The following is a 23,114-nucleotide window of genomic DNA, read 5'->3' as shown; positions in this document are numbered from 1 at the left end:
ACCTGACTCCATCCCGAACTCAGCAGTGAAACGGTACAGCGCCGATGGTAGTGTGGGGCCTCCCCATGTGAGAGTAGGACATCATCAAGCTTTAAATTAAGAACCCCGGTCTCTATGACCGGGGTTTTTTCGTTGTAGGATGGAAAACAGTTTCATTATCCTGTATTGGTCTCTTGTATCTACAGTTTGAGTGATGAATGAAGCTTACAGGCTACCAGGCACAGTGTGCTGCATAGCCTGTAGGTCTGCCATTAGAGTTTTTATACAACCTCACCTGCTACCCAGCCACTGGACCAGGCCCATTGGAAGTTAAAGCCTCCCAAGTGGCCTGATACGTCTACAACCTCACCAATAAAGTAGAGTCCTGGTGCTTTTTTAGCTTCCATCGTTTTTGAGGATAGTTCGTCAGTATCAACGCCGCCTAGTGTGACCTCTGCTGTGCGGTAGCCTTCTGTGCCTGATATACGAGGTTGCCACTGGTGCAGGCAACTGGCGATATGGTCGATATCCGCATTGCTCAGTTCACTGAGTGTTTTGTTTTTGAACCATTGCTCACATAGTGCTTTGGATAGACGAGCTGGAAAGTAATCTGATAATAAGGTTTTTAACTCTGTTTTGGGACGATTCTGCCTGCCATCTTTCAGTATCTCTTTCAGATCAGTGCCCGGTAGCAGGTCAATCTGGAGTTCATCGCCAGGGTTCCAGTAAGATGAGATTTGTAGTACAGGTGGGCCACTGATACCTCTGTGTGTAAATAGGAGGCTACCGGTAAAGCTTTTTTTATTACAGCTGAGTACTGCTGGAGTGCTGAGGCCTGACAGAGGCTCTGTCAGTTCTTTTTCTTCTGGTTGCAGGGTAAAAGGCACCAGTGCTGCTTTCCCTGGTAGTATGTTAAGTCCAAATTGTTCTGCAACCTGATAACCAAAGCCCGTTGCTCCCATGGTCGGCATAGATAAGCCACCTGTGGCGATGACCAGGGATTGACATTGATAGTCCCCCTGGTTGGTACTGACTTGATAGCGATATGGAGCCTTGCCTTCTGGGAGAGTTCTGATCTTGTCAACTTCTGTTTTTAGCTGTACACGGGCACCAGCTTGCCCTGTCTCTTTCAGCATCATGTCAAGAATAGCTTTTGATTTCAGGTCAGAAAACAGCTGGCCTTCCTCTTTTTCGTGATAAGGCAGTCCGTGTTTGTCGACCATAGCAATAAAGTCCCATTGAGTATATCGACTCAGAGCTGACTTACAGAAATGAGGATTTCGCGACAGGTAACGGTCTGGTTCTATATAGTAGTTAGTGAAGTTACAGCGACCACCACCAGACACCATGATTTTATTGCCCGGTTTTCTGGCGTGATCTATAACCAGCACATCTCTCTGACGCTGACCAGCGCTGATGGCACACATAAGACCGGCAGCTCCGGCTCCGATAATAATGACATCGTGCTGATTAACAGCCATATATCTTCACCTGCAATTGATAAAAAAGAGGCGAACTGTAGTGAATTGAGTTGCCGCTGTAAAGAGCTGCGGCAAGAATGGAAATCCGTTTGGACTGTTGGGTTCGTGGCCGATGTATACACCTGCTGTGTAATATCCGGCTGTGCAGAGCTTAACAAACAGCCGGATGAGGTGCCTCACCATTAGTCGTGACAGGTCACGCACACAGGAAAAAGGCGTCGGTAAGTTTCTGCCATTTGATTAAGGTATAATAATTCTGACAGATTACTGACTTCTGTGACGGTCAACAATAAGCGAACGCCATCCAGAATATCGTCTGTTTTCCAGCCCTGCAATATTTCAAACTGTGTCTCTGACATTTGAGAACACTCCTTATCCGCTAGTACTTATGGACTATACGCTTATTGTGTTGCGCTGCAATAAAGGTTTTGTGACATTTCTTATCTGATTTAAAAATGGGTGAAGCTTTACCAGTAGTAGCATGTTAATGACAGTTCATTGATTTTCATCTATCAGTGCTGGCTGAGAGTACTGTTCTTTATCAAGTGAGCGGAAAAATACTCTGGCATCTTCCCGGAACAACTCTTTCTGACGATCACTCATTCTGGCAAGATTCTTATATGGCAACGCCAGACGTGGGTTGTTGCCCAGATAGGTTTTATTTCTGTCCAGAAAATCCCAGTACAGATAATTAAAGGGACAAGCCTGCATGCCGCTTTTTAACCGGACATTAAAGTAGCAATGCCTGCAATAGTCTGACATGCGATTGATATAGCTGCCACCGGCTGCGTAGGGTTTACTGGCAAAAATACCATTATCTGCAAACAGCGCCATGCCATGAACATTAGGTAGCTCTACCCACTCAATAGCATCGGCGTAGACTTCCATATACCACTGGTTAACCTTATCTGGTGCCAGACCTGCAAGCAGTGCAAAGTTACCCAGTACCATTAAACGCTGGATATGGTGGGCGTAGGCATTGTCATGAGTGTTGCGCACAGACTCGGCTATACAGTTCATCTTTGTATCTGCACTCCAGTAAAAACCGGGTACAGGGCGCCGAGAGTGCAGGGTGTTCCATTTAGGGTAGTCTGGCATATGCAGCCAGTAGATGCCGTGAACAAACTCCCTCCAGCCCAGAACCTGGCGAATAAAGCCTTCAGCAGCATTGATCGGGATTCTGAATTCATTAAAAGCTTTTTCAACCCTTGGAATAACCTGCATTGGCGTTAGTAGCCCTATGTTCAGATAAAGACTGATGATGGAGTGAAATAGCCAGGGAGAGCCTTGACGCATAGCGTCCTGGTAGTCGCCGAATAGTCTGAGCCGGTTGTTGATAAAGTCATCCAGTGCTCGCAAGGCATCCTTATGATTGACGGCATAACAGAAATTGTCTGTATCTCCGAAATGTTCTGGAAATAGCTGGTTAACGGTGTCAATCACTTGTCGGGTTGTTTTATCTGGCTCAAAACGCTCCGGAAGTGGAGGAATAAGATCATCTGGCAGATGCTTACGGTTGTCCTTATCGAAGTTCCATTGTCCGCCTGCAGGCTTACCATCTTCCATCAGGATATTGAAGCGTTTACGCATCTCCCGGTAAAAGTGCTCCATACGCAGTTGTTTGCGCCCCTCAGCCCAGTGTACAAATTCTTTCCGCGAGCAAAGAAAACGGTCATCTTTTCTTATCTCCAGAGGGATATTCAACTGATTCTTAAGATCCAGCAACTCCTGCAATACTCGCCATTCACCGGGATGAGTCACGATGACTTTTTGATATGACGCATCACTTAATACGGTACGTATTGCTTCACTGAAGCAGGTCAGGGCATCTGGCAAAGTAAAATACTTGACCTTCATCCCATGTTGCTTCAGCTCTTGGGAAAAGTGGCGCATAGCAGACAGCATAAACACCAGTTTTTTCTTGTGATGTCGAACGTAAGTTGTTTCTTGCCATAATTCACAGATCAGAACAGTATCACCAGGCTGGTAGTCCCGGAGAGACGAAACGCTTTCTGATAACTGATCCCCCATTACAAGCCTGAGTGACGACATGAACACCTCTTAAAAAGACTATTTCAGGTTATTACGTCGGGATTACTGCCTCTGGTTCATAAGATTGATCGTAATATTCTGAATCAGGCAGATTTTTATATCTGTCATCTTAGCCTTTTCTGACTGAAAGCGATAATGAATCTTATTATGTCGATTGTTATCAGGCTCCGTCAGAATGGCGTGATCTGCTATGACAAAGGTGAATTTTGAGAGGTATTCCGGAGTAGCTAGTTATCTGTTTCCGTATTTAATTCCGCCAGCTCAAAGCACTTTGGCGATAAGTCTCTATTTCGGGGGGGCGCATAGAATAATCAGGGGCAGTCATATATTTCTGGCTGATAGCCCCCGATGCGTTTATTTCTGAAACGCCTGATCGTTCAAACGTTTTTACAGCAAGTCGATCAGATTCATCTGGCTGAATAACCGGGCCTGCTCTTTATGGGGAAGGCCTTCAAGTAAATCTCTGAGCGGTGAATCGGGTTGTATATGAGCTTCTATCCAGTTGGTCAGGTGATACTGAAGGGCTTCTTCCGGAGACAAGTTTTTCAGGTCTTTTTCATCCGGATTTAATGCCTGTTCTACTTTAGCCCTTTCAGCTTCTGATCCCGTGATTCTTGCTTTTCCAACTTTATATTGTCGTGTAGGTAAAAACTCAGCATCACCTGCACCTGTGTCCAGTAATCTTTTCCATGAAATCCATATCGATAATTTTACTGAAGGTCAGCAATCGTTTATCCGGGTTAAGGGCAAAGTCCAGAAAACCTTGTTCGAATTTGACTACGTCAGAACCTGGACTTGAATAGATAGCTCTGGCCTGTTGTTCCAGTTCAGTATCAGATGTTTCTCTGATTGGGTAAGCAATATCAGGATGATTCGCCTGCCCATAGCGGTAGAGTCCTATCATAAAACTTAAGCCGTCAATCTGATCGGTATCCAGATCATTTTCTCTGGCATAGATATAGATGTCGGTCAGAGCCTGAACATCTTTCTCTTTCAGAGAATACAATATGGAGTTCTCAGGGATTATGTCCTGTCTGTTTGAGCCTTTCAGAGGGGTTTCAGTTTCTATACCGCTGAGTTCCACTAACTGTTTTTTCAGAGCTTCGCTATCCAGTGCTTCACCGTATTGCTTTTGCAAAGATTCCACACGCTGATCAACCAGATGAAGATTGTATCGGCCGATATCAATATTAGCGCTCATACCAAACTGACCGTTTTTGATACCACTAAAACCGGATAATGCATCTTCCTGGAGGCTTTTTACTGCAGCATCAAAGTCCTCTGTGCTGATCTGACTGGTTGCGCTCAGACTGACAGATTCTGTTTTCGGGCTAGTTGAGAATGGGGCCGTTAAAACTGGTGATTGAGGGGCTGATTTAGCCGTCTGTGTTGTTGTGAGTTTTCCATTAACTTGGGCTGAGGGTTTTATATCCATACATCACCTCGTAATTATTCAGACAAACCGGCGTCAGACAAAGGCGCCTGAGTATTTGCTGTACATGACATTTGTGCCATATACCGTCTATCGGCTGTATCGTTCGATTCTGAAGCTGAATGCGATGTTCTGTGTGTCAGCTCTTTATTTGAGAGAGCCAGAGAAAGAGAAAAGATTCAGGCTATATCTTTTGTCATTAGCTATGTGACAACAAACGCGTCTGCGAATATCGGTATTTTTTTAGCAGCTGCGAAATTCACTTCCTATACTCAGATCAGGGTGTAACGGTATACACAGCTAATGTAGCTGAGGGTGATATGGATACTCTGCTGAATCGCTTTTCTACCCGCGCGAAGGTTATGGGCAATGCGCTGTTGCTGATTATTCTGATGGTGATTATGTCGGTAACAGCGCTGTTTGCAATGAAAAATATTGGAGATGAGCTGGAAACCATTGCTCATCAGGACATTCCGCTGACTGAGAAATTAACTCTGCTGACAGAACATCAGCTGGAGCAAGCCATTCATTTTGAGCGGGGTATGCGTTATGGCCTGCTACTTACGCAGGGTCAACCAGCTTCTGCTGCGGATTATCAGAGCTTTACTGAACAGCGGCAGCTGTTCGATCAATCCGGCAACCACATTGAGAAAAACCTGAAAGATGCCGCTCTGCTGGCAGAGAGCACTCTAAACGGTACTTATCTGCCAGAAGATAAACAAGAGTTTCGCATGGTACTGAAGAAGCTGGCAGAGATTAAACAGGAACACCATGACTTTGAAGCTATGGCATATCAGGTCTTTGATCTGATGGAAAAGGGGAAAACTGCCGAGCGAGCACTGACTGCCAGAGTGTTTCAGAACGAGAATATGCTTGATCAGCATCTTAAACAGCTGCTGGCCGAAATTGAACAATTTACCCATGCAGCAGCAGAACGGGCATTAGAGCATGAAAGAGAGGCCTTTATGGTGCAGTTAGTGTCTGTTCTGCTGGCAATATGTATAGGAGTGCTTACCAGCTGGCTGATCAGCCACAATGTTATTTGTCGTTTAGCGGTCACAGCCAGTGAAATGAAAAAAGTATCTGAAGGTGATCTGACAGTAGATATTTGCGTTGATGGTGATGACGAAATTGGAAAGCTACAGCGATCTATGAAACAGATGCAACAGGCACTACTGGAGATAATCAGAAAAACGAGTCAGATCGGTAGTCTGCTGTCTTCGGCCGCTGAAGAGGTGTCGATGGCAATGTCAGAGGCCAGCCGCAATATACAGACTCAGCAACAGCGTACTGATTCACTGGCAACGGCGATGAATCAGATGAGCATAGCAGTGCATGATGTAGTAAGAGATGTTTCCCATACATCACAGTTTTCTCAGAAAGCAGATCGTCAGGCTCAGCAAGGTCACAACGTAATGACAGAAGCTATGGCACGACTTAAAGCATTATCTGAACAAATCACAGATAACAGCCGTGTTGTGTCTGAACTGGAAGAAAACAGTAATAAAATCACATCGGTGCTGGAAGTGATCCGGAGTATTGCTGATCAGACTAATTTGCTGGCATTGAATGCAGCGATTGAAGCGGCCAGAGCTGGAGAATCAGGTCGAGGCTTCTCTGTCGTGGCTGATGAGGTACGCGTGCTGGCAACAAGAACTCAGGAATCTACAGAAGAGATTCGCACCATTATTGAGCAGTTACAGCATGGTTCTAACCGAGTAGTAGAAGCGATGCAGAAAAGTTGTCAGCAGACGGATGCAGTGGTACAGCAATCAGATCAGGCAGGAATGGCATTAGCGGCTATTACAGAAACTGTGTCTGATATTAGCAGAATGGGAAATCAGATTGCCGGGGCAACAGAAGAACAGAGCCAGGTGATTAATGATATGTCGACCAATGTATCTGATCTGAATCAGCTGGCGCACCAGAACGCAGCCTGTCTGGAAGAAACGACTCAGGCCGGAGCAGAACTGGCTCGTATGGCTGAAGAATTAAAACAAATGATGTCCTGGTTCCGAACCTGATCTTTTACGGTAGGTTATAGGTAGAAGTTTTTGTTATTCGTTGAAAAATAAATGCTTTTTAAGGTTTGGTCAGCTTCTTCATATGATTAAGTCACTGCTTTTTTTGATGTCAGACAGGAAAAATTAAATTTTTTCTGAGAATATACTTAACATATTAATTAATATGTTATCTAATAGGCATAACCTGATACGACTCATGGGCATCAGCTTTTCTTATTCGGTAAAGCCTGTAAGCCGTATCTGAGATCAGATCAATAAGAAAAGAGGCGCGATATGCTGACTCAGGAACAAATTCAGAATGCTGCGGAACGTCTGTATCAGGCGGAAAAAGAGCGTAAACAATTTCCGGCGCTGACACTGGACTATCCGGATATGACCATGGACGATGCTTATGCCATTCAGAAGTGCTGGGTTGATCGTAAAATCGCTGAAGGCGATAGCATTCGTGGTTATAAAATTGGTCTGACATCCCGTGCTATGCAGATGGCTTCTCAGATTGATACACCAGATTACGGCGTACTGCTGGAGTCTATGTTCTTTGATGATGGCGCTGAGATCAAAGCGTCTGATTTCCTGGACCCACGTATTGAAGTGGAACTGGGCTTTGTGCTGAAAGAACCTCTGTCTGGTGAAAACGTCACTATTTTTGATGTACTGAACGCGACGGACTACGTGATCCCGGCTATGGAGCTGATTGATGCACGTTGTCTGCGTACTGACCCTGAAACAGGCTATACCCGTAAAGTCTTCGACACCATTTCTGACAATGCGGCTAATGCCGGTGTGATCTTTGGTGGCCGTGCGGTTAAGCCAACAGAAATTGATCTGCGTTGGGCAGCAGGTTTGCTGTACCTGAACGGTCAGATCGAAGAGACCGGCGTAGCAGCAGGTGTTCTGGGGAATCCGGCTAATGGTATCAGCTGGGTATGTAAACGTTTTGCTCCTCATGGTGTTGGCCTGGAACCAGGCCAGTTTATTCTGTCAGGTTCATTTACCCGTCCTGTACCTGTAAAAGCCGGTGATACCGTACACGCGGACTTTGGTCCTCTGGGTAGTGTGACGGCTCGTTTTGTTTAAGTCAGGGCACTGACTCAGTACTTCCCGACAATCTTTAAGAGAGCAAAACGATGGAACTGCCAAAAAATAAATTCAAGCAGGGGCTGAAAGAAGGCAAAACCCAATGGGGTTTATGGCTTGGGCTGCCTGGTGGTACCTGCGCTGAGATCTGCGCCGGTGCTGGTTTTGACTGGGTATTGATCGACGGTGAACACGCGCCGTTTGATCTGAACGCCATGACCACTCACCTGCAGGCGATGGCACCTTATGATGTGTCGCCTATCGTTCGCCCGGTAGAAGGTCGCACTGCACTGCTGAAACAGATTCTGGACATCGGTGCGCAAACCGTACTGGTACCTATGGTCGATACAGCAGAACAAGCCCGTGAGCTGGTGCAAGCGGTCCGTTATCCTCCACAAGGTATTCGTGGTCTGGGTAGCTCCCTGGCTCGTGCTGCTAACTGGAATCGTATTCCAGGCTATCTGCAAAACGCTAACGATGAGATCTGTCTGATCGTACAAGCGGAAACGACAACGGCTATCGAGAACCTGGCGGAAATTGCCGCAGTTGACGGTGTTGATGCGGTATTTATCGGTCCTTCCGATCTGTCTGCGTCGATGGGCCATATCGGTAACCCGGATCACCCGGAAGTGGTTGCAGCCATTGAAAACGGTATTCGCACCATTACTGCAGCTGGTAAAGCGGCGGGGCTGCTGTGTATCAACCCTGCCAAGGCTCAGCACTACGTTGAAGTGGGTGCCCGCTTTGTCGGTGTCGGTGTGGATACGCTGATTCTAAGTAATGGCGCTAAGCAGCTGGCTGAGAAATTCAAGTCTGGAGAAGAGTTAGAGTCTTCAGGCTCCAGCAGCTACTAAGCAGCTCCGTAGTGGGCTGGCTTTTTGTAGCAGACTCGCTTGCGTGCAAAATTAGTTTCTCGCACAGAATTAGCTTTTTCAGCAAAGATTTTAAGCCCCGGTGTTTAGCCAAACCGGCAAACACTGGGCATCAGATTAGAAAACTATAGGATAGAGCAAATGAGTACTAACCCTATCGTAACAGGGAAGCTGGTGTGCGTTGCACTGAACGACCAGCAACAGCTGGACAAACTGGATGCGACCTTTAACGAAGCACCTTATAAAGCAGCACCGACTCAGCCGGTGCTGTACTTCAAGCCGCACAACACCTGGAACACTGACGGTGCCACCATCGCCTGGAATGAAGAAGGCCTGGTTGTGGGTGCGAGCCTGACCGTGGTATTCGGTAAAGAATGTTGTCGTACCAGTGCTGAAGAGGCACTGAGCTACGTTGAGGGTTACACCCTGACTCATGATTTCTCTCTGCCAGAGAAAAGCTACTACCGTCCAGATATCAAAGGTAAGTGCCAGGACGGTACTGCACCTGTAGGTGCTGTGGTTGTACCTGCCAGCGATGTGGCTGATCCACAGGCGCTGACTGTTGTCACTCAGGTTAACGGTGAAACTGTTGGTGAGCTGCCTGTAAGTCAACTGCACCGTGGCGTTGCTGAACTGATCAGCATCATCTCTAACATTATGACGCTGCAACCTGGCGATGCGATTGCTGTGGGCTTCCCTGGTGACCGTCACCCAGTAAAACAAGGCGACAAGGTAACTTCTTCTATCGCCGGTGTAACTGAACTGACTAACCAGGTGGAGGCATAATCGATGAAACACGCACGCGTATTACACAACGATGTAGAGCTGGACGTAACCGTTAACGATCAGGGTGATCTGGTTACTGCTGAAGGTACAGTTATCAGCGAAAGCGAAGTGACCTGGTTATCGCCAATCAAAAAACCAGGCACCATCTTTGCACTGGGTCTGAACTACGCCGATCACGCTGCTGAGCTGGCGTTTGAGCCACCAAAAGAGCCGCTGGTATTCCTGAAAGGTGCCAACACCCTGACTGGTCACAAGCAGAACTCTTACCGTCCGGACAATATCGAATTCCAACACTACGAGTGTGAGCTGGTGGCGGTAATCGGTAAAGAAGGTAAGAACATCTCCCGTGAAGATGCCATGGATTACATCGCCGGTTACACCGTATGTAACGACTTTGCGATCCGTGACTACCTGGAAAACTACTACCGTCCAAACCTGCGTGTGAAGAGCCGTGACTCCCTGTGCCCAATCGGCCCATGGCTGATCGACAAGGAAGACGTAGGGGATATCTCTGATCTGCGTCTGACCACCCACGTAAACGGTGAGCTGACTCAGGAAGGCACCACAAAAGACATCATCTTCGACGTACCTTTCCTGGTGGAATACCTGAGCAAGATCATGACCCTGAAGCCAGGCGATATGATCGCCACCGGTACGCCAAAAGGTCTGAAAGATATGCAGCCTGGTGACACCGTAGTGTGTGAAATTGAAAAAGTCGGTGCTCTGACCACGTACATCGTGTCTGAGCAAGAGTTCTACGGCGACAAATACTAATCAGATAACCTTAGGAGATTTCGAAATGAGTGAACTGAACGAAAATATCGCTAAAGCCGAGGGTTATCTGGCCCGCTTTAAAGAAAACACTCTGGGTCACTACATCAATGGTGAGTGGACTCTGGGTACTGGTAGTGAGACGTTTGATAACACGACTCCAACTGACCAGAGCTACCTGGGTAAAGTTGTTGCAGCTACTGACGAAGACGTCAATGCAGCCTGTGAAGCGGCAGCGGCAGCAGCGGCTGCATGGGCCGCTACTCCAGGTGCTGAGCGTAAGAAGATTCTGCACCGTCTGGGTGACGAGCTGGAAAAACGTGCTGAAGAGATTGCTCTGGTTGAAGCGATGGACTGTGGCCAGCCTCTGCGTTTTATGCGTCAGGCGGCAGTACGTGGCGCAGCTAACTTCCGTTTCTTCGCGGATCAGGCCCCTGAAGCCCGTAATGGTCTGTCTCTGCATCAGGACCAACACACCAACTTCACGGTACGTAGCCCAATCGGTCCTGTGGCGGTTATCACGCCATGGAACACGCCGTTCATGCTGTCCACCTGGAAGATCGCTCCAGCACTGGCAGCGGGTTGTACCGTTGTACATAAGCCCGCTGAGCTGAGCCCGCTGACTGGTGCGATTCTGGCCGAGTGTGCAGAAGCAGCCGGTCTGCCAAAAGGTGTTTGGAACACCATTAACGGTTTTGGTGCTGTTGCGGGTAAGACACTGACTCAACACCCTGCGATTAAAGCGGTTGCTCTGGTAGGTGACTCTGCGACAGGTAAAAAGATTCAGGCACAGACGGCTGATACACTGAAGCGTCTGCACCTGGAACTGGGTGGTAAGAACCCAGTGATCGTATTTGACGATGCCGACTTCGACCGCGCTCTGGATGCGGTTGTATTTATGATCTACAGCCTGAACGGTCAGCGTTGCACCAGCTCCAGCCGTCTGCTGATCCAAAGCGGTATCAAAGACAAGTTCCTAGCAGCACTGAAAGAGCGTGTGGCCAACCTGAAAGTAGGTCACTCTCTGGACCCTAACACTGAAGTAGGTCCTCTGGTTCACACTGGCCACTACGAGAAAGTGACCAGCTACTTTGAGATTGCTAAAACAGACGGCGCAACGATCGCGGTCGGTGGTAAGTCTCTGCGTGATGAAATGGGTCCGGGTAACTACGTGACTCCAACGCTGTTTGTTGAAGCGAAAAACAACATGCGTATCGCCCAGGAAGAGATCTTTGGCCCTGTGCTGACTGCGATTGAATTTGACACTGAAGAAGAAGCGGTACAACTGGCTAACGACACCATTTACGGTCTGGCCGGTTATATCTGGACCGCTAACACTGGTCGTGCCATGCGTATGGCGGACAAAGTTGAAGCCGGTATGCTGTGGGTGAACTCAGAAAACAACCGTAACCTGCCTTCTCCGTTCGGTGGCATGAAGATGTCCGGTATCGGTCGTGACGGCGGTGACTGGAGTTTTGATTTCTACATGGAAACCAAAAACGTGTGTATCGCTCACGATACTCACCGTGTACCTGTTTTAGGTCGTTAATCCGACTGAATGATTTTTTTCAGACACTTGCTTGTGCTATTTACCACAGTTCGCCTGTTCTCATTGGAGAACAGGTGCTGTGGTTTTTTTGTTTTAATCTGACGGAGCTGGTCATCTGATTCAGAACCGTTTGATACTGTTTCCAGGAGATGATTTATGCCGCATTTTATTATGGAATATTCTGCCAATCTGGATGATGACCTGGATATTCCGGCATTATTTGAAGCACTGAATGAAACGGCTATTGCCACGGGTGTTTTTCCAATTGGTGGTATCCGTACTCGCGCTGTACGTTGTGAGCATTACCGTATTGCAGAAGGTGATCCGGATAATACGTTTGTTCATCTGACAGCCAAAGTGGGCTCGGGTCGTGAGCCTGAGGTACTGAAAGCGGCCGCAGATAAAGTATTTGAGACCTTCACTCAGCAGCTTCAGCCTGTTTTTGATCGCCGTTATATGAGTATTGGCTTTGAATTAACCGAGCTGCATCCGACTCTGAACTATCGTCAGAATAATATTCACCAGAAGCTGGCGGCTAAAAAAGAGAGTGTTTCATAAACCTCTCTGGTACATAACATACGATTTTATCAGAGGAGACAGTCATATTCTGTTTCCTCTGTATCTCTTTGAGGGATATCACATCAGCTTTTTTCTGATTCTGAGATTCTTCTTGTTCTCTCTGCGGATCATTCAGATTCAGCGTAACGGGTTCGCAGGTTATCGTGAATTGGCTGCGACGTAATACCTGAATCCGGAAGTATGGTTCCGGGCTTGCAGCGCATTTCTCCAACGGGTAAGTCTTTGCTTAAAGCACGCCTTACCTGATTAAGTGCTTCTACCATATGTGGAAACTCAGGAATACTGGTATCCCATTCCAGCAGCGTAGGACAATCCGGAGCCTGTTGTTGGGCTTTTTGATACAACTGCCATACCTGTCCCGAGGTTGTAGCCTTGTGGGTATGATCACTTTGTCTGTCGCAATGAACGGATCCGTTCAGATGCATCTGAACAATCTGTTGATGTGGGAGTGACCGGATATAGTCTTCTGCATCAAAATGATGATTTAAAGATGAGTGGTACAGGTTGTTAATATCAAGCAGTAAACCGCACCCCGTTTCGCTACAGAGTGTCGTAATAAACTGAATTTCACTCATTCCGGCATGCTGGAATTGCAGACTACAACCAGGGTTTTCCAGTACCAGAGGGCGCTGGAGAAAATCCTGAACTTCGTTAACCCGTTTAATCACGTGCTTGAGGCTTTCTTCTGTATAAGGCAAAGGAAGCATGTCGTGGCTATGTGTTCCTGATATTCCACTCCAGCAGATATGATCTGATACCCAGGCAGGCTGGATACCTTTGATCAGGGCATTCAACCGGTGCAGATAGTGCCAGTTTACAGGAGCGGTTGTTCCGATAGACAAGGAAACACCATGCATGACGACAGGATAACGTTCCCGAATCCTATCCAGAATGTAATGAGTAAAACCATCATCACTCAGAAAGTGCTCACTGATAACTTCAAACCAGTCTACCGGGCGTACAAGGGAAGTGAAAGCGGCTGGATTCAGATCGTTTCTGAGTAACCATTCAAAGTGACTGCTATGAAGGCTCACACCAAACCCCAGTTTCGGTAAGTGGTGGCACAAATCTGACCGGAGTTGATTGTTTGATATCTGAGTGGACATGAGTCACCCTGTTGTTAGTCTGGTTTGGTTCAGCAGATGGAGGGCTTAAATACATTATCTGCTTTGTTTTTACGCCATATGGTTGCAGGTATGTGTAGTGATTAAATTCAGATATAAGCCAGAGTGAATGAGCTTAAAGTAGCAACGAGCTGCGTATTCGGGTATTACAAAATATTACGACATATGGTTTTTAAAACTTTAAATAGAAATTATTATTATTTGCTGTTATCTTTTTGTCATCAACTGATTGCCGATGCAGATAGCGATGCAGGATACCGCCTTCTCACGAATTCAGAGCTCTCTGAATCATATACATGATCATCTCGATGAGACCTTAACTGTCGAGTCTCTGGCAGAGAAAAGCTGCTGGTCACGCTGGCAGTTTCAGCGGGTATTTAATCATTACACCGGATTGAGTGTGGCTCAGTATGTCCGGGAGCTCCGGTTGAGTCGGGCTGCAGAGCTATTGTTGATCAGCAAAAGAAAGCAGCTGGATATTGCTCTGGAATGTGGTTTTGAATCAGAGATCAGCTTTAGCAGAAGTTTCCGCCAGATGTTTGCCTGTACACCGGGCCAGTATCGTAAGCGTGGTAAGCGCACCGGTTTAAAAACGCCGTTAGTGTCTTTGCAGTGGCCTGCAAGAGAGATCAGTTTGCCACAGGAACTGGCAAATAAGCTGTTGCAGATTCGAGTGGAAAGTCAGGCGGAGTTCCAGGTACAGGGTGTAACCGGCAGGATTCAGGGCATTTTTTCTGAACAACCTGATTTTGCTGCCAGAGTGCCCGAGATCTGGCGCACATTATCCTCGTGTTTATTGAATCAGTGCACTCTGAACGATGTGATTTTTGATGAACATTCAGTGCAGGGTATAGGTGTACTGGATACCAGTGGTCTGGATGACGGAGATACCGGTATTAATTACTGGGCCTGCGTCAGAAGTGCAGAAACCAGTGTGCCTTCTCTGGAGCAACTGACCATTCCGGCCCAGGAGTATGCGGTGATTCCTTTTTCTGGTCCGGCTCATCTACTGGATGACACTCTGGAGTGGTTTATCTGTCACTGGTTACCAGGATCGGGTTATAGCGGGCTGAATCGGTTTGATCTTGAAATATATCCAGCCGATTTCGTAGCTAATGGCGAACATCTGGAGATGGAGTACTGGATACCAGTGGTGTCTCAGTAGAGTGGTAAAAATGATAACTGGCCAGGTGATTTGCACCAAATGGTTAAGTTTGGGACGGTTAAAATCAATATTATTGAGAATAATTTCTATTTCAAAGATAACTCATTCTTACTACTCGATTTTATCCGGGAGACTCCATGAATACACCGTATCAATCTCAATCTGCACCAGGCTTCAGGCCGCATCTGCTGGCACTGGCTGTTGCTGCAGCGCTTTCACCGATTACCGTAACGGCAGATAGTGGCGCTGAAGCTCAGGATGATTTGGTGATTTATGGTGGTACCTACCGTAATACCGCAACCAAAACGGCATTGCCACCAGAAGAGACCCCACAGGGTTATTCAGTGATTGATCAGGAAGACCTGACGATGCGCAACGCTGATTCTGTTGCAGCTGCTCTGCGTTACACCACAGGTGTTAATACTGAGCTGCGTGGTGGAGCAGTGACTCGTTTTGATGAGTTTACCATTCGTGGTTTCTCTAATTATCTGAACGCTTACGACGGTTTGCAGCTGCTGTATAACGACTGGAATATTCAGCCTCAGATTGATGCGAAAGCGCTGGAGCAGGTTGAAGTATTTAAAGGCCCGGTATCAGCACTGTACGGCAGTATGCCACCAGGTGGCATGGTTAACCTGATCAGTAAAAAGCCACAGACAGAGTCCGCACACAGCATTGAGCTGGCTACTGGTAGCTACAATAAAAAAGAAGCCAGCTTTGATTCTACCGGTCAGATCGGTGAGTCTGATTTTGCATACCGGGTCGTGGGTCTGGTGCGTGATCAGGACTCGCAGGCTAATACGGCCAGTGATAAGCGCCGTATGATAGCGCCATCGCTGGACTGGCAGGTGTCTGATCGTACCCTGATCAACTTCAACCTCTATTATCAGGATGATCCTGAAATGGGAATTCACAATACCATGCCAGCGGCTGGTATGTTTCGTGATAATCCGAATGGTAAGTTTGATAATAACAGCTATGCCGGTGATCAGAATTGGAACGCCTATGAACGTGAAGTCACGCTGTTCGGCTACAAAATCAACCATGAACTGAACGATAACTGGACCTTCCTGCATCAGGCCCGAGTAATGAAGGCCGAAGCGTATCAGGAAAACACCTATTCCTCTTCACTGAATGAGGATATGCGCACACTGAATCGTCAGGCTTATATGACCGATGAGACCAGTGATGGCATCACGCTGGATAATCAGTTATCAGGCCGCATTATGACCGGTTCTGTTGAGCATAATCTGCTGATTGGTCTGGACTATCAGAAACTGGATTCTGACATCCGTTATGAAGATGACACCATTGTCGCCATTGATCTGTTTAACCAGAACAATAACCTGGTGGATCGCAGCACGGTCAATATGACTAACACGCTGTACAGCAGTAATTTCGATAAAAAGCATGAGCAGATCGGAGTTTATCTGCAGGATCAGATCCGTTTTGATCAGCTGACTCTGATCGGCAGTGTGCGTTATGACGATTACTCCGGGTCTGAGAAAGGCACCAAATATAGTGCGCCGGTTGATAATGAGGTGACTCAGCACAAGGTGTCTGGTCGTGTGGGCGCGCTGTATAGCCTGGATAATGGCTTTGCGCCTTTTGTCAGCTTCGCCCAGAGTTTTGAGCCTCAGACCGGTTCTAATCGTAATGGCGATAAATTCAAACCATCTGCTGGTGAGCAGTGGGAGACCGGTGTTAAGTATAAATCTCAGGATGGCCGCCTGTCCGGTTCTGTAGTGGCATATCACATCACCAAGGATAATGTTCCAACCCGTGACCCTCAGGGTTCGCCATATGATCAGATTCAGGCCGGTGAGATCGAATCCAGAGGTGTCGAGCTGGAGCTGAGTTCTCAGTTGAACGATAACCTGTCCCTGTCGGCGTTTTATACCTGGCAGGATGTGGAAGTGACTAAAGACAACAATGGTCTGCAGGGTAAGACTCCGATCCGCTCTCCGGAACAGATGGTATCTGTCTGGGCCAATTATGACTTCTATACCGGCGCGCTGGCCGGAACCACCCTGGGCTATGGCATCCGCCATATTGGTAAAGCTCAGATGGATGCTCTGAATACGGATACGGTGCCATCTGCCACGCTGACAGACCTGTCTGTTTCCTATGATCTGGCTGGCCTTAATGCCGCCATGTCCGGTGCCAGTGTGCGCTTCAGCATCAGTAACCTGTTCGATGAAAAATCCTACACCTGCTACGACGCTAATAACTGCTGGTTTGGTGCGGAGCGCACTGTGGAGGCCAGTCTGAAATATGACTTTTGATTCACGTAATACAAGGTAAATAAGGCACTGATGCCCGATATTGTTATCTCTGATAAAAAAAATGAAGTCCTGTTTGATCTGGCCAGCCAGGTATCTCCAGCCCTGACGGGGCAAAGTGGCGAAGGTGGCCCGGAGCTGATCCGGGCCGGGCAGGACAATACTCTAGCTCTGCAGCGTTTCTATCATCAGCTGCAGAGTCTTCATGCGTCCTCGGGAAAACCTTACTGGCAGACCCGGGGCTGGGGCGTGCTGACCTGGCAGCCATTATACCTTTCTTTTCTCAGTCTCTACTGCCTGGGATCTGTGCCTTCTTCTCTGGGCAAACTGGCCCAGCAGCAGAAAGGTGACATGGTCTCAGGTTTCTTTTTACCTGAAGGACGCTGGTACTGTCTGAAATATTCCGGATGTACGGTTCCCGAACTGATTGCTCTGGCCTGTCAGCAGATAAGGCCTGTTATTCAGCAGTTGCAGTGGGAGTTTGAGCGGATCAGTGGTTTTTCGAAAGCTAAAAGCCAGCGGGTTATGGCAGATCGCGTGCTGTTGACGTTACTACGGCTTGCGGAAGCATCAAATGAGCTGAATAGCTTTGTAAAACAAACACTAACGCAAGAAGAGCAGCAGCACTGGGGTTTTACTGCGGCGCCCTGGTTGCACCAGAGACTTAATGAAAAAGAGCGTTTTATTGCTGATGCCATTTTATGGCTGAAGGGACTGGAACTGCCGGTTGAACATTATCTGCGACTGAAAGAAAAACCAGCTCTGTTGGCGGTGTCTTCGACTGAGATGATTGAGCCGCATGGGCCGGGCCTGTACCTGAAGCGCTTGACCTGCTGCATGCATTATCGCCGGGAAGATGGTGATTTATGCGCAAACTGTCCCCGGCTGAAGAAAAATAAAGCGGCCTGATGACGATGACGAATAGCTTTGACTGGCACTTTTATACCCTGTGATATACCGAGAATAATCTGATGTTTGAGCTACATAATATCCGTATTGAGAGAAATCAGCGGGTGATTCTGAAACTGGATCAGCTGAGTATTGATGATAAGGCCTTCACGGTCATTCTCGGGCATAACGGTTCGGGAAAATCGACGCTGATGAATCTGCTGGCGCGACAGTTAACGCCGGATCAGGGAGAGATTGCATTCCAGGGACAGTTACTGGCGTCATTATCGCAAAAAATGCTGGCCCGCCAGATCGCGTTTTTACCGCAGCGCTTGCCTGAAGTGGCAGGGCTGACGGTCAGAGAACTGGTACGTCAGGGACGTTTCCCGTGGAGGGGTACGCTGGGGCGCTGGCAAAAGGAAGATCAGCAGATTATTACTCAGGCGATGCAGCAAACTGAAGTCAGTGCTTATGCCGATACTCTGGCTGATCAGTTATCCGGTGGTGAGCGGCAAAGAGCCTGGATCGCCATGCTGTTAGCTCAGCAATCCCCGGTATTACTGCTGGACGAACCCACCTCGGCACTGGATCTGAGTCATCAGTACGACCTGATGGCGTTGCTGAAACAACTGAACCAGGAAACCGGACGCGGAGTAATAGTGATTCTGCATGACCTGAATCTGGTATCCCGTTTTGCTGATCAGGTGATCGCACTGAAAGGTGGAGAGCTGTTTTATCAGGGTGCTGTGCATGGTTCAGAACAGCAACAGGGGCGCACACAGGAACAGGATACCGGTTTCCTGAATGATGAATTGCTAACGGAGCTGTATCAGGTGCCAGTCAGACTGATGAATCACCCGGATAATCTGCATAAGGTGGCGGTGGTATGTTAAAGCGTTTTTTCCCGAAAAATACCGGCCAGGCCATCTGGTATCGCATGAATTTTAAGCTGCGGTTTACCCTGCCGTTTACGGTGATCTTCGGGTTATTGTTCTGGCTGGCGCTGTTATTGCTACTGAGTCCTTCGGTTGATGCCTATGATGATAAAAATAGCCGGGTTATTTCCACCGATAATCTGCAACTGGCGATGTCTGATCGTCGTGTCGGACTAAGCGACAGTGACTGGCAACAGAGTTCTGACCAGGCTTCCCTGAATCAGACTGCTGAAAAAACGGGCTATGTGATTAAAGACTCAGAAAAGAGTTTTTACTTTGAACGCCCCCCTGAGCGCATCGCAGTACTGAACTGGGATCTGACAGAGCAACTGATAGAACTGGGTGTTACTCCGGTGGCTATCCCGGAAATAGATGCCTACCACGAATGGGTGGTCAGGCCCCGTGTCCCTGACTCGACTGAGGAACTGGGGCTACGGGATGAGCCTAACCTGGAGCGTCTGGCCGCTATAAAACCGGATCTGATTCTGATTACTCATCGCCATAAAGCTCTGAAAAAACGTTTGATGCGTATTGCTCCGGTGTTGTACTTCGATACTTTCAGCAAACATCATAATAACGCAGAAGCAGCAGTTGAGACGTTCCGGACTCTGGCCAGACTGGTGCAGAAAGAAGCTCTCGCTGAACAGAAGCTACAGCAGATGCAGGCCCGTGTTGATCGACTGAAAAACAAACTGCAACGGGCTTTTAATGGCAAATTGCCAGAAGTGACCACCATTCGCTTTGCCAGCCTGACCTCTGTGTATGTCTATGGTGATAACTCGATGTCGCAATATGCGCTGGAGATGCTGGGTATCCGTCCGGCAATGCCACAGCCGATGACCCAATGGGGCATTACTCAGACCCGGCTGCTCAATCTCAGAGATATTAACCAGGGCGTGGTGCTGTACTTTACGCCATTTGAGCAGGAGAAGAAGCTTAAAGGCTCAGCTATCTGGCAGGCGATGCCTTTTGTCCGCTCCGGGCGCAGTAATCGTATTAAACCGGCGTGGACATACGGTGGCGCTATGTCTCTGGGCTATATGGCTGAAGCACTAACGGAAAGCTTGTTAGAAATTGCGCCTCAGTATGCTGGTAACTCGCTGGCAATGAAACCAGTAGCTGATGAATAAGCTACTGGCTGCGGACTAAATTATAACTAAGCCAGATATGGCTCCATTGGGCTAACCTGACCTGATACGCCCTGATTTCATTTGACCCTGATTTGACCTATAAGGACGTAGTGTTGACGTCATCTTCTTTACCTCATGCTGTAGCTGGTAGTGTGCCCCGAAATCGTTTTATTCCGGGATTTACAGCTCTGATTATTGCTCTGTCTCTGATTTATCTGCAGATAGGGACAGAAATTTCACCGGCCAGACAGTGGCAGCTGATTATGGGGCAACCCTCAGATACTTTCGGTGATTATGAGTACTTTTATGCCCGCTTACCTCGCTTAGCCATGGTGTTGTTAGTCGGCATGGTGATGGGATTAACCGGTAGTCTGATTCAGCAATTGACCCGTAATCCTCTGTTATCACCCATGACTCTGGGCACTTCCAGTGGTGCCTGGCTGGCGCTGATTATTCTTAATATCTGGTGGCCTGCTCTGGTAGAAGATTATGCTGCCAGTTTTGCCATGCTGGGGGCTTTATTGTCGATGGCACTGGTCATTCTGATTGCGGGCTGGCAGAACCTGAGTGGTTTACCGGTTGTGCTGGCGGGTATGTCGGTAAATATTCTGCTAGGAGCACTGACCAGCGCCATTATCCTGCTGAATGATCAGTATGCTCGTAACCTGTTTATCTGGGGAGCCGGTGATCTGTCACAGAATGGCTGGGATTCTGTTCTCTGGTTACTACCCCGTTTAAGTGCCATAGTGCTGATTCTGGCGATTGGGCCAAGGGTATTAACATTATTGCGTTTAGGGCAGGAAGGTGCTGCTGCTCGTGGTATGAATGTAGCCGCGCTGTTTTTATTGCTGATGGTCTGCGGCATCTGGCTGGTGTCATCAGTACTGACGGTTGTCGGCGTGATTGGTTTTATCGGGCTGATCGCCCCGAATATTGCCCGATCACTTGGTGCGGTGACTGCTCGTAGCGAATTACTGGTCAGTGCGGCACTGGGGATTCTGTTGTTACTTATGACCGATAGCCTGGCGCTTTATCTGAGTCAGTTTACGGTAGAGCTTATTCCTTCTGGTATTACTGCCGCTTTAGTGGGTGCTCCGGCTCTGATCTGGTTTACACACCGGCGTTTATCTGCGCAGGATCAATTGTTTTTCCGTATGCCACAAGGGGCAGAGCGATTAAGTCGTATTACGCTGCTGGCTCTGGTGCTGGTGTTCCTGTTGGTGCTGTTTGCCAGTAGTTTTGTTCAGCTACTGAAACAAGGCTGGCTGGTGACCATTCCCAGTGAATTTATCTGGTCGTTGCGCTGGCCAAGAATCAGCACTGCCATTGCGGCTGGTTCGGGGATGGCCATTGCCGGAGTGATTATGCAACGTCTTATTCATAACCCACTGGCCAGCCCGGATCTGTTAGGTATGTCTGCCGGAGCAGTGTTTGCCATTGTGGTCTCAGGCATGCTGGCAGGGCAGTTTGATCATAATTCTGGTCCGGTAGTCGCTTTTGGCGGCAGTATGCTGACGCTGGCTATTTTGCTGATGCTGGGCAGGCGTAAAGCGTATGCGCCTTCTGTTGTCATTATGACCGGTATTGCCCTGGCAGCACTGATTGAAACCCTGGTGCAGTTTGTACTGATTAAAGGCACCGATGATGTGTACTCTATTCTGCGCTGGTTATCGGGTTCGACCTATAAAGTCGACACGTCAGAAGCCATACTGCTGTTAGCCGGAACCGTTATCATGGTCGGGCTGGCGTTGATCTGCCATCGCTGGCTAACACTGATTTCAGCTGGACGATCAGTTGCGCAGGCCCGTGGATTAGATGTGAATCGGGCTTTTGTGCTGTTATTAATGATATCAGCCGGTTTGTGCGCACTGACAACGGCCGTTATGGGACCTGTGGCTTTTATCGGACTATTAGCACCTCATATGGCCGCTATGCTGGGAGCCAGAGCCGTTGTACCTCAGTTGTTAGTCGCTGCTATGCTGGGCGCTACCTTTTTGTTACTGGCGGACTGGCTGGGGCAGGTCGTGATCTATCCTGCTCAGCTGTCGGCTGGCACTGTCGTATCACTGATTGGCGGTAGCTATTTTGTCTTTTTATTGCTGAAGGGACGGGTGAGTAAGCGCTCTGTTGCCTGATTAATCGATTTGCCTTTACGGACAAGGATCGTCATAATGCGCGGACAGGTGTTCAGGGACGCCTGCCCGCCAAGAGGATCTCACCCTGTTCTGAATAAATAGCCATCATTGGCCAGCATTATCATTTAATTCTGAAGCTTTGTTATGCGGGAAACAAAAATGACTCTGGGATTGAATAATGACTACGCCAATAGAAGAGCTGAAAATCCGCGCGAAAAAACTTCTGAAAACCTCACCGGCACCTGCTGGATTAGTGCAGCTTGTCAGTAGATCACACGTCGCATCTGATACGGCATCAACAAAGCGCCACGCTGATTTAAAAAAAGCCGCTTTACAAGATAATGACCGGCAAAATACTGATCAGCACAATGCTGCTCAACAAAATATCGCAGAACAAAAAGTGATACAGCTGAAACATTGTCAGCGCTATATTGCCCGTCAATTTGGTTTTAGCGATTGGGAACATGCCCGTCAGGTTTTAAGCTGTGAGTCCTATTTTGCTGAGCATGGCCCGCAAGGCCGGTTTGACCATCGGCAAGGCTACGGAGAGTTCTGGTATCCTGGCCGTTGTACGACTTTCCTTAATCACTGGTGCAGGGATTACTCTGAAGCACTGACTGTACATCAGCAGCAAGGGGGATATCTGCTGCCTTATAAACACCAGTTTATGGTGGTACAGCAGGACTTTATTCAGGCATTAGGTCTGGATGCCAATGATCCGATCTGGCAGCGTATTGGTTACAACTGGTGTGAAGGTAATCAGAGTGTTCGCCAGCAACTGGCATTCCAGCGTATTATGGCTGCAGCATAAAAGATTGCCCCTTACTATAACAAACAGAGGCTATAGCCTCTG

20 protein-coding genes and 1 rRNA gene are annotated in these 23,114 nt (G+C 48.0%); 15 read left to right on the top strand and 6 right to left on the bottom strand.

The features are described 5' to 3' along the window. A 5S ribosomal RNA gene (rrf, locus tag H4O21_RS27790) occupies nt 1-90 on the top strand; the annotation flags it as partial. A 170-nt stretch (nt 91-260) separates the two neighbouring features. Here the strand turns inward: rrf and H4O21_RS06300 are convergent. From H4O21_RS06300 to H4O21_RS06280, 5 genes are all read right to left on the bottom strand, one after another. Then, a complete protein-coding gene (locus tag H4O21_RS06300; protein WP_182807992.1) occupies nt 261-1,460 on the bottom strand; it encodes a BaiN/RdsA family NAD(P)/FAD-dependent oxidoreductase in 1,200 nt (399 codons plus the stop codon). A 182-nt stretch (nt 1,461-1,642) separates the two neighbouring features. After that, on the bottom strand, nt 1,643-1,819 hold the full coding sequence (locus H4O21_RS06295) for a hypothetical protein (protein ID WP_182807991.1): 177 nt from the start codon (nt 1,817-1,819) through the stop codon (nt 1,643-1,645). A 136-nt stretch (nt 1,820-1,955) separates the two neighbouring features. Next, nucleotides 1,956-3,512, bottom strand: coding sequence for a cryptochrome/photolyase family protein (locus H4O21_RS06290; protein WP_182807990.1), 1,557 nt, complete (start codon nt 3,510-3,512; stop codon nt 1,956-1,958). Between the two features lie 387 nt (nt 3,513-3,899). Further along, entirely contained in the window at nt 3,900-4,052 is a 153-nt protein-coding gene (locus H4O21_RS06285) for a hypothetical protein (protein ID WP_182807989.1), read from the bottom strand. Between the two features lie 118 nt (nt 4,053-4,170). After that, entirely contained in the window at nt 4,171-4,947 is a 777-nt protein-coding gene (locus H4O21_RS06280; RefSeq protein ID WP_182807988.1) for a hypothetical protein, read from the bottom strand. A gap of 317 nt (nt 4,948-5,264) precedes the next feature. Between H4O21_RS06280 and H4O21_RS06275 the strand changes: the two genes are divergently transcribed. The 7 genes from H4O21_RS06275 (at nt 5,265) to H4O21_RS06245 (ending at nt 12,581) form a co-directional block, all read left to right on the top strand. Next, nucleotides 5,265-6,968 (top strand): methyl-accepting chemotaxis protein, encoded by a 1,704-nt coding sequence (locus H4O21_RS06275; protein ID WP_182807987.1) that lies wholly within the window; start codon nt 5,265-5,267, stop codon nt 6,966-6,968. 273 nt (nt 6,969-7,241) lie between these two features. Beyond that, nucleotides 7,242-8,045: a 2-oxo-hept-4-ene-1,7-dioate hydratase gene (gene hpaH, locus H4O21_RS06270; protein ID WP_182807986.1), complete on the top strand. Its 804-nt coding sequence runs from the start codon at nt 7,242-7,244 to the stop codon at nt 8,043-8,045. A 50-nt stretch (nt 8,046-8,095) separates the two neighbouring features. Beyond that, a complete protein-coding gene (gene hpaI / locus H4O21_RS06265; protein ID WP_182807985.1) occupies nt 8,096-8,899 on the top strand; it encodes a 4-hydroxy-2-oxoheptanedioate aldolase in 804 nt (267 codons plus the stop codon). A gap of 159 nt (nt 8,900-9,058) precedes the next feature. Next, entirely contained in the window at nt 9,059-9,703 is a 645-nt protein-coding gene (locus H4O21_RS06260; RefSeq protein ID WP_182807984.1) for a fumarylacetoacetate hydrolase family protein, read from the top strand. 3 nt (nt 9,704-9,706) lie between these two features. Then, a complete protein-coding gene (locus tag H4O21_RS06255; RefSeq protein WP_182807983.1) occupies nt 9,707-10,477 on the top strand; it encodes a fumarylacetoacetate hydrolase family protein in 771 nt (256 codons plus the stop codon). Nucleotides 10,478-10,502: 25 nt separating this feature from the next. Beyond that, complete coding sequence (hpaE, locus tag H4O21_RS06250) at nt 10,503-12,023, top strand: 5-carboxymethyl-2-hydroxymuconate semialdehyde dehydrogenase (RefSeq protein ID WP_182807982.1); 1,521 nt, start codon at nt 10,503-10,505, stop codon at nt 12,021-12,023. Between the two features lie 156 nt (nt 12,024-12,179). Continuing rightward, entirely contained in the window at nt 12,180-12,581 is a 402-nt protein-coding gene (locus H4O21_RS06245; RefSeq protein ID WP_182807981.1) for a 5-carboxymethyl-2-hydroxymuconate Delta-isomerase, read from the top strand. Between the two features lie 128 nt (nt 12,582-12,709). Here the strand turns inward: H4O21_RS06245 and H4O21_RS06240 are convergent, their stop codons facing one another. After that, nucleotides 12,710-13,708, bottom strand: coding sequence for an MbnB/TglH/ChrH family RiPP precursor modification enzyme (locus H4O21_RS06240; RefSeq protein WP_182807980.1), 999 nt, complete (start codon nt 13,706-13,708; stop codon nt 12,710-12,712). Between the two features lie 265 nt (nt 13,709-13,973). Here H4O21_RS06240 and H4O21_RS06235 point away from each other — a divergent pair, with 265 nt between their 5' ends. From H4O21_RS06235 to H4O21_RS06205, 7 genes are all read left to right on the top strand, one after another. Continuing rightward, nucleotides 13,974-14,891, top strand: a complete 918-nt coding sequence (locus H4O21_RS06235) for a helix-turn-helix domain-containing protein (RefSeq protein WP_220495530.1) — start codon at nt 13,974-13,976, stop codon at nt 14,889-14,891. Between the two features lie 137 nt (nt 14,892-15,028). Then, complete coding sequence (locus H4O21_RS06230; RefSeq protein ID WP_182807978.1) at nt 15,029-17,176, top strand: TonB-dependent siderophore receptor; 2,148 nt, start codon at nt 15,029-15,031, stop codon at nt 17,174-17,176. Nucleotides 17,177-17,206: 30 nt separating this feature from the next. Continuing rightward, nucleotides 17,207-18,082, top strand: coding sequence for a (2Fe-2S)-binding protein (locus H4O21_RS06225; RefSeq protein WP_182807977.1), 876 nt, complete (start codon nt 17,207-17,209; stop codon nt 18,080-18,082). Between the two features lie 62 nt (nt 18,083-18,144). Further along, on the top strand, nt 18,145-18,954 hold the full coding sequence (locus H4O21_RS06220; protein ID WP_182807976.1) for an ABC transporter ATP-binding protein: 810 nt from the start codon (nt 18,145-18,147) through the stop codon (nt 18,952-18,954). Then, nucleotides 18,948-20,126: an ABC transporter substrate-binding protein gene (locus tag H4O21_RS06215; RefSeq protein WP_220495529.1), complete on the top strand. Its 1,179-nt coding sequence runs from the start codon at nt 18,948-18,950 to the stop codon at nt 20,124-20,126. The genes H4O21_RS06220 and H4O21_RS06215 overlap by 7 nt, the downstream gene beginning before the upstream one ends. A 113-nt stretch (nt 20,127-20,239) precedes the next feature. Beyond that, nucleotides 20,240-22,261, top strand: coding sequence for a Fe(3+)-hydroxamate ABC transporter permease FhuB (gene fhuB, locus H4O21_RS06210; RefSeq protein WP_255487162.1), 2,022 nt, complete (start codon nt 20,240-20,242; stop codon nt 22,259-22,261). Between the two features lie 178 nt (nt 22,262-22,439). After that, nucleotides 22,440-23,072, top strand: a complete 633-nt coding sequence (locus tag H4O21_RS06205) for a hypothetical protein (protein WP_182807975.1) — start codon at nt 22,440-22,442, stop codon at nt 23,070-23,072. Nucleotides 23,073-23,114: the final 42 nt, after the last annotated feature.

This window comes from Oceanospirillum sediminis (assembly GCF_014164585.1).
Lineage (GTDB): Bacteria > Pseudomonadota > Gammaproteobacteria > Pseudomonadales > Halomonadaceae > Oceanospirillum > Oceanospirillum sediminis.
Note: the sequence above shows the minus strand (reverse complement) of the source record. Positions and strands in the feature narration are given on the sequence as shown.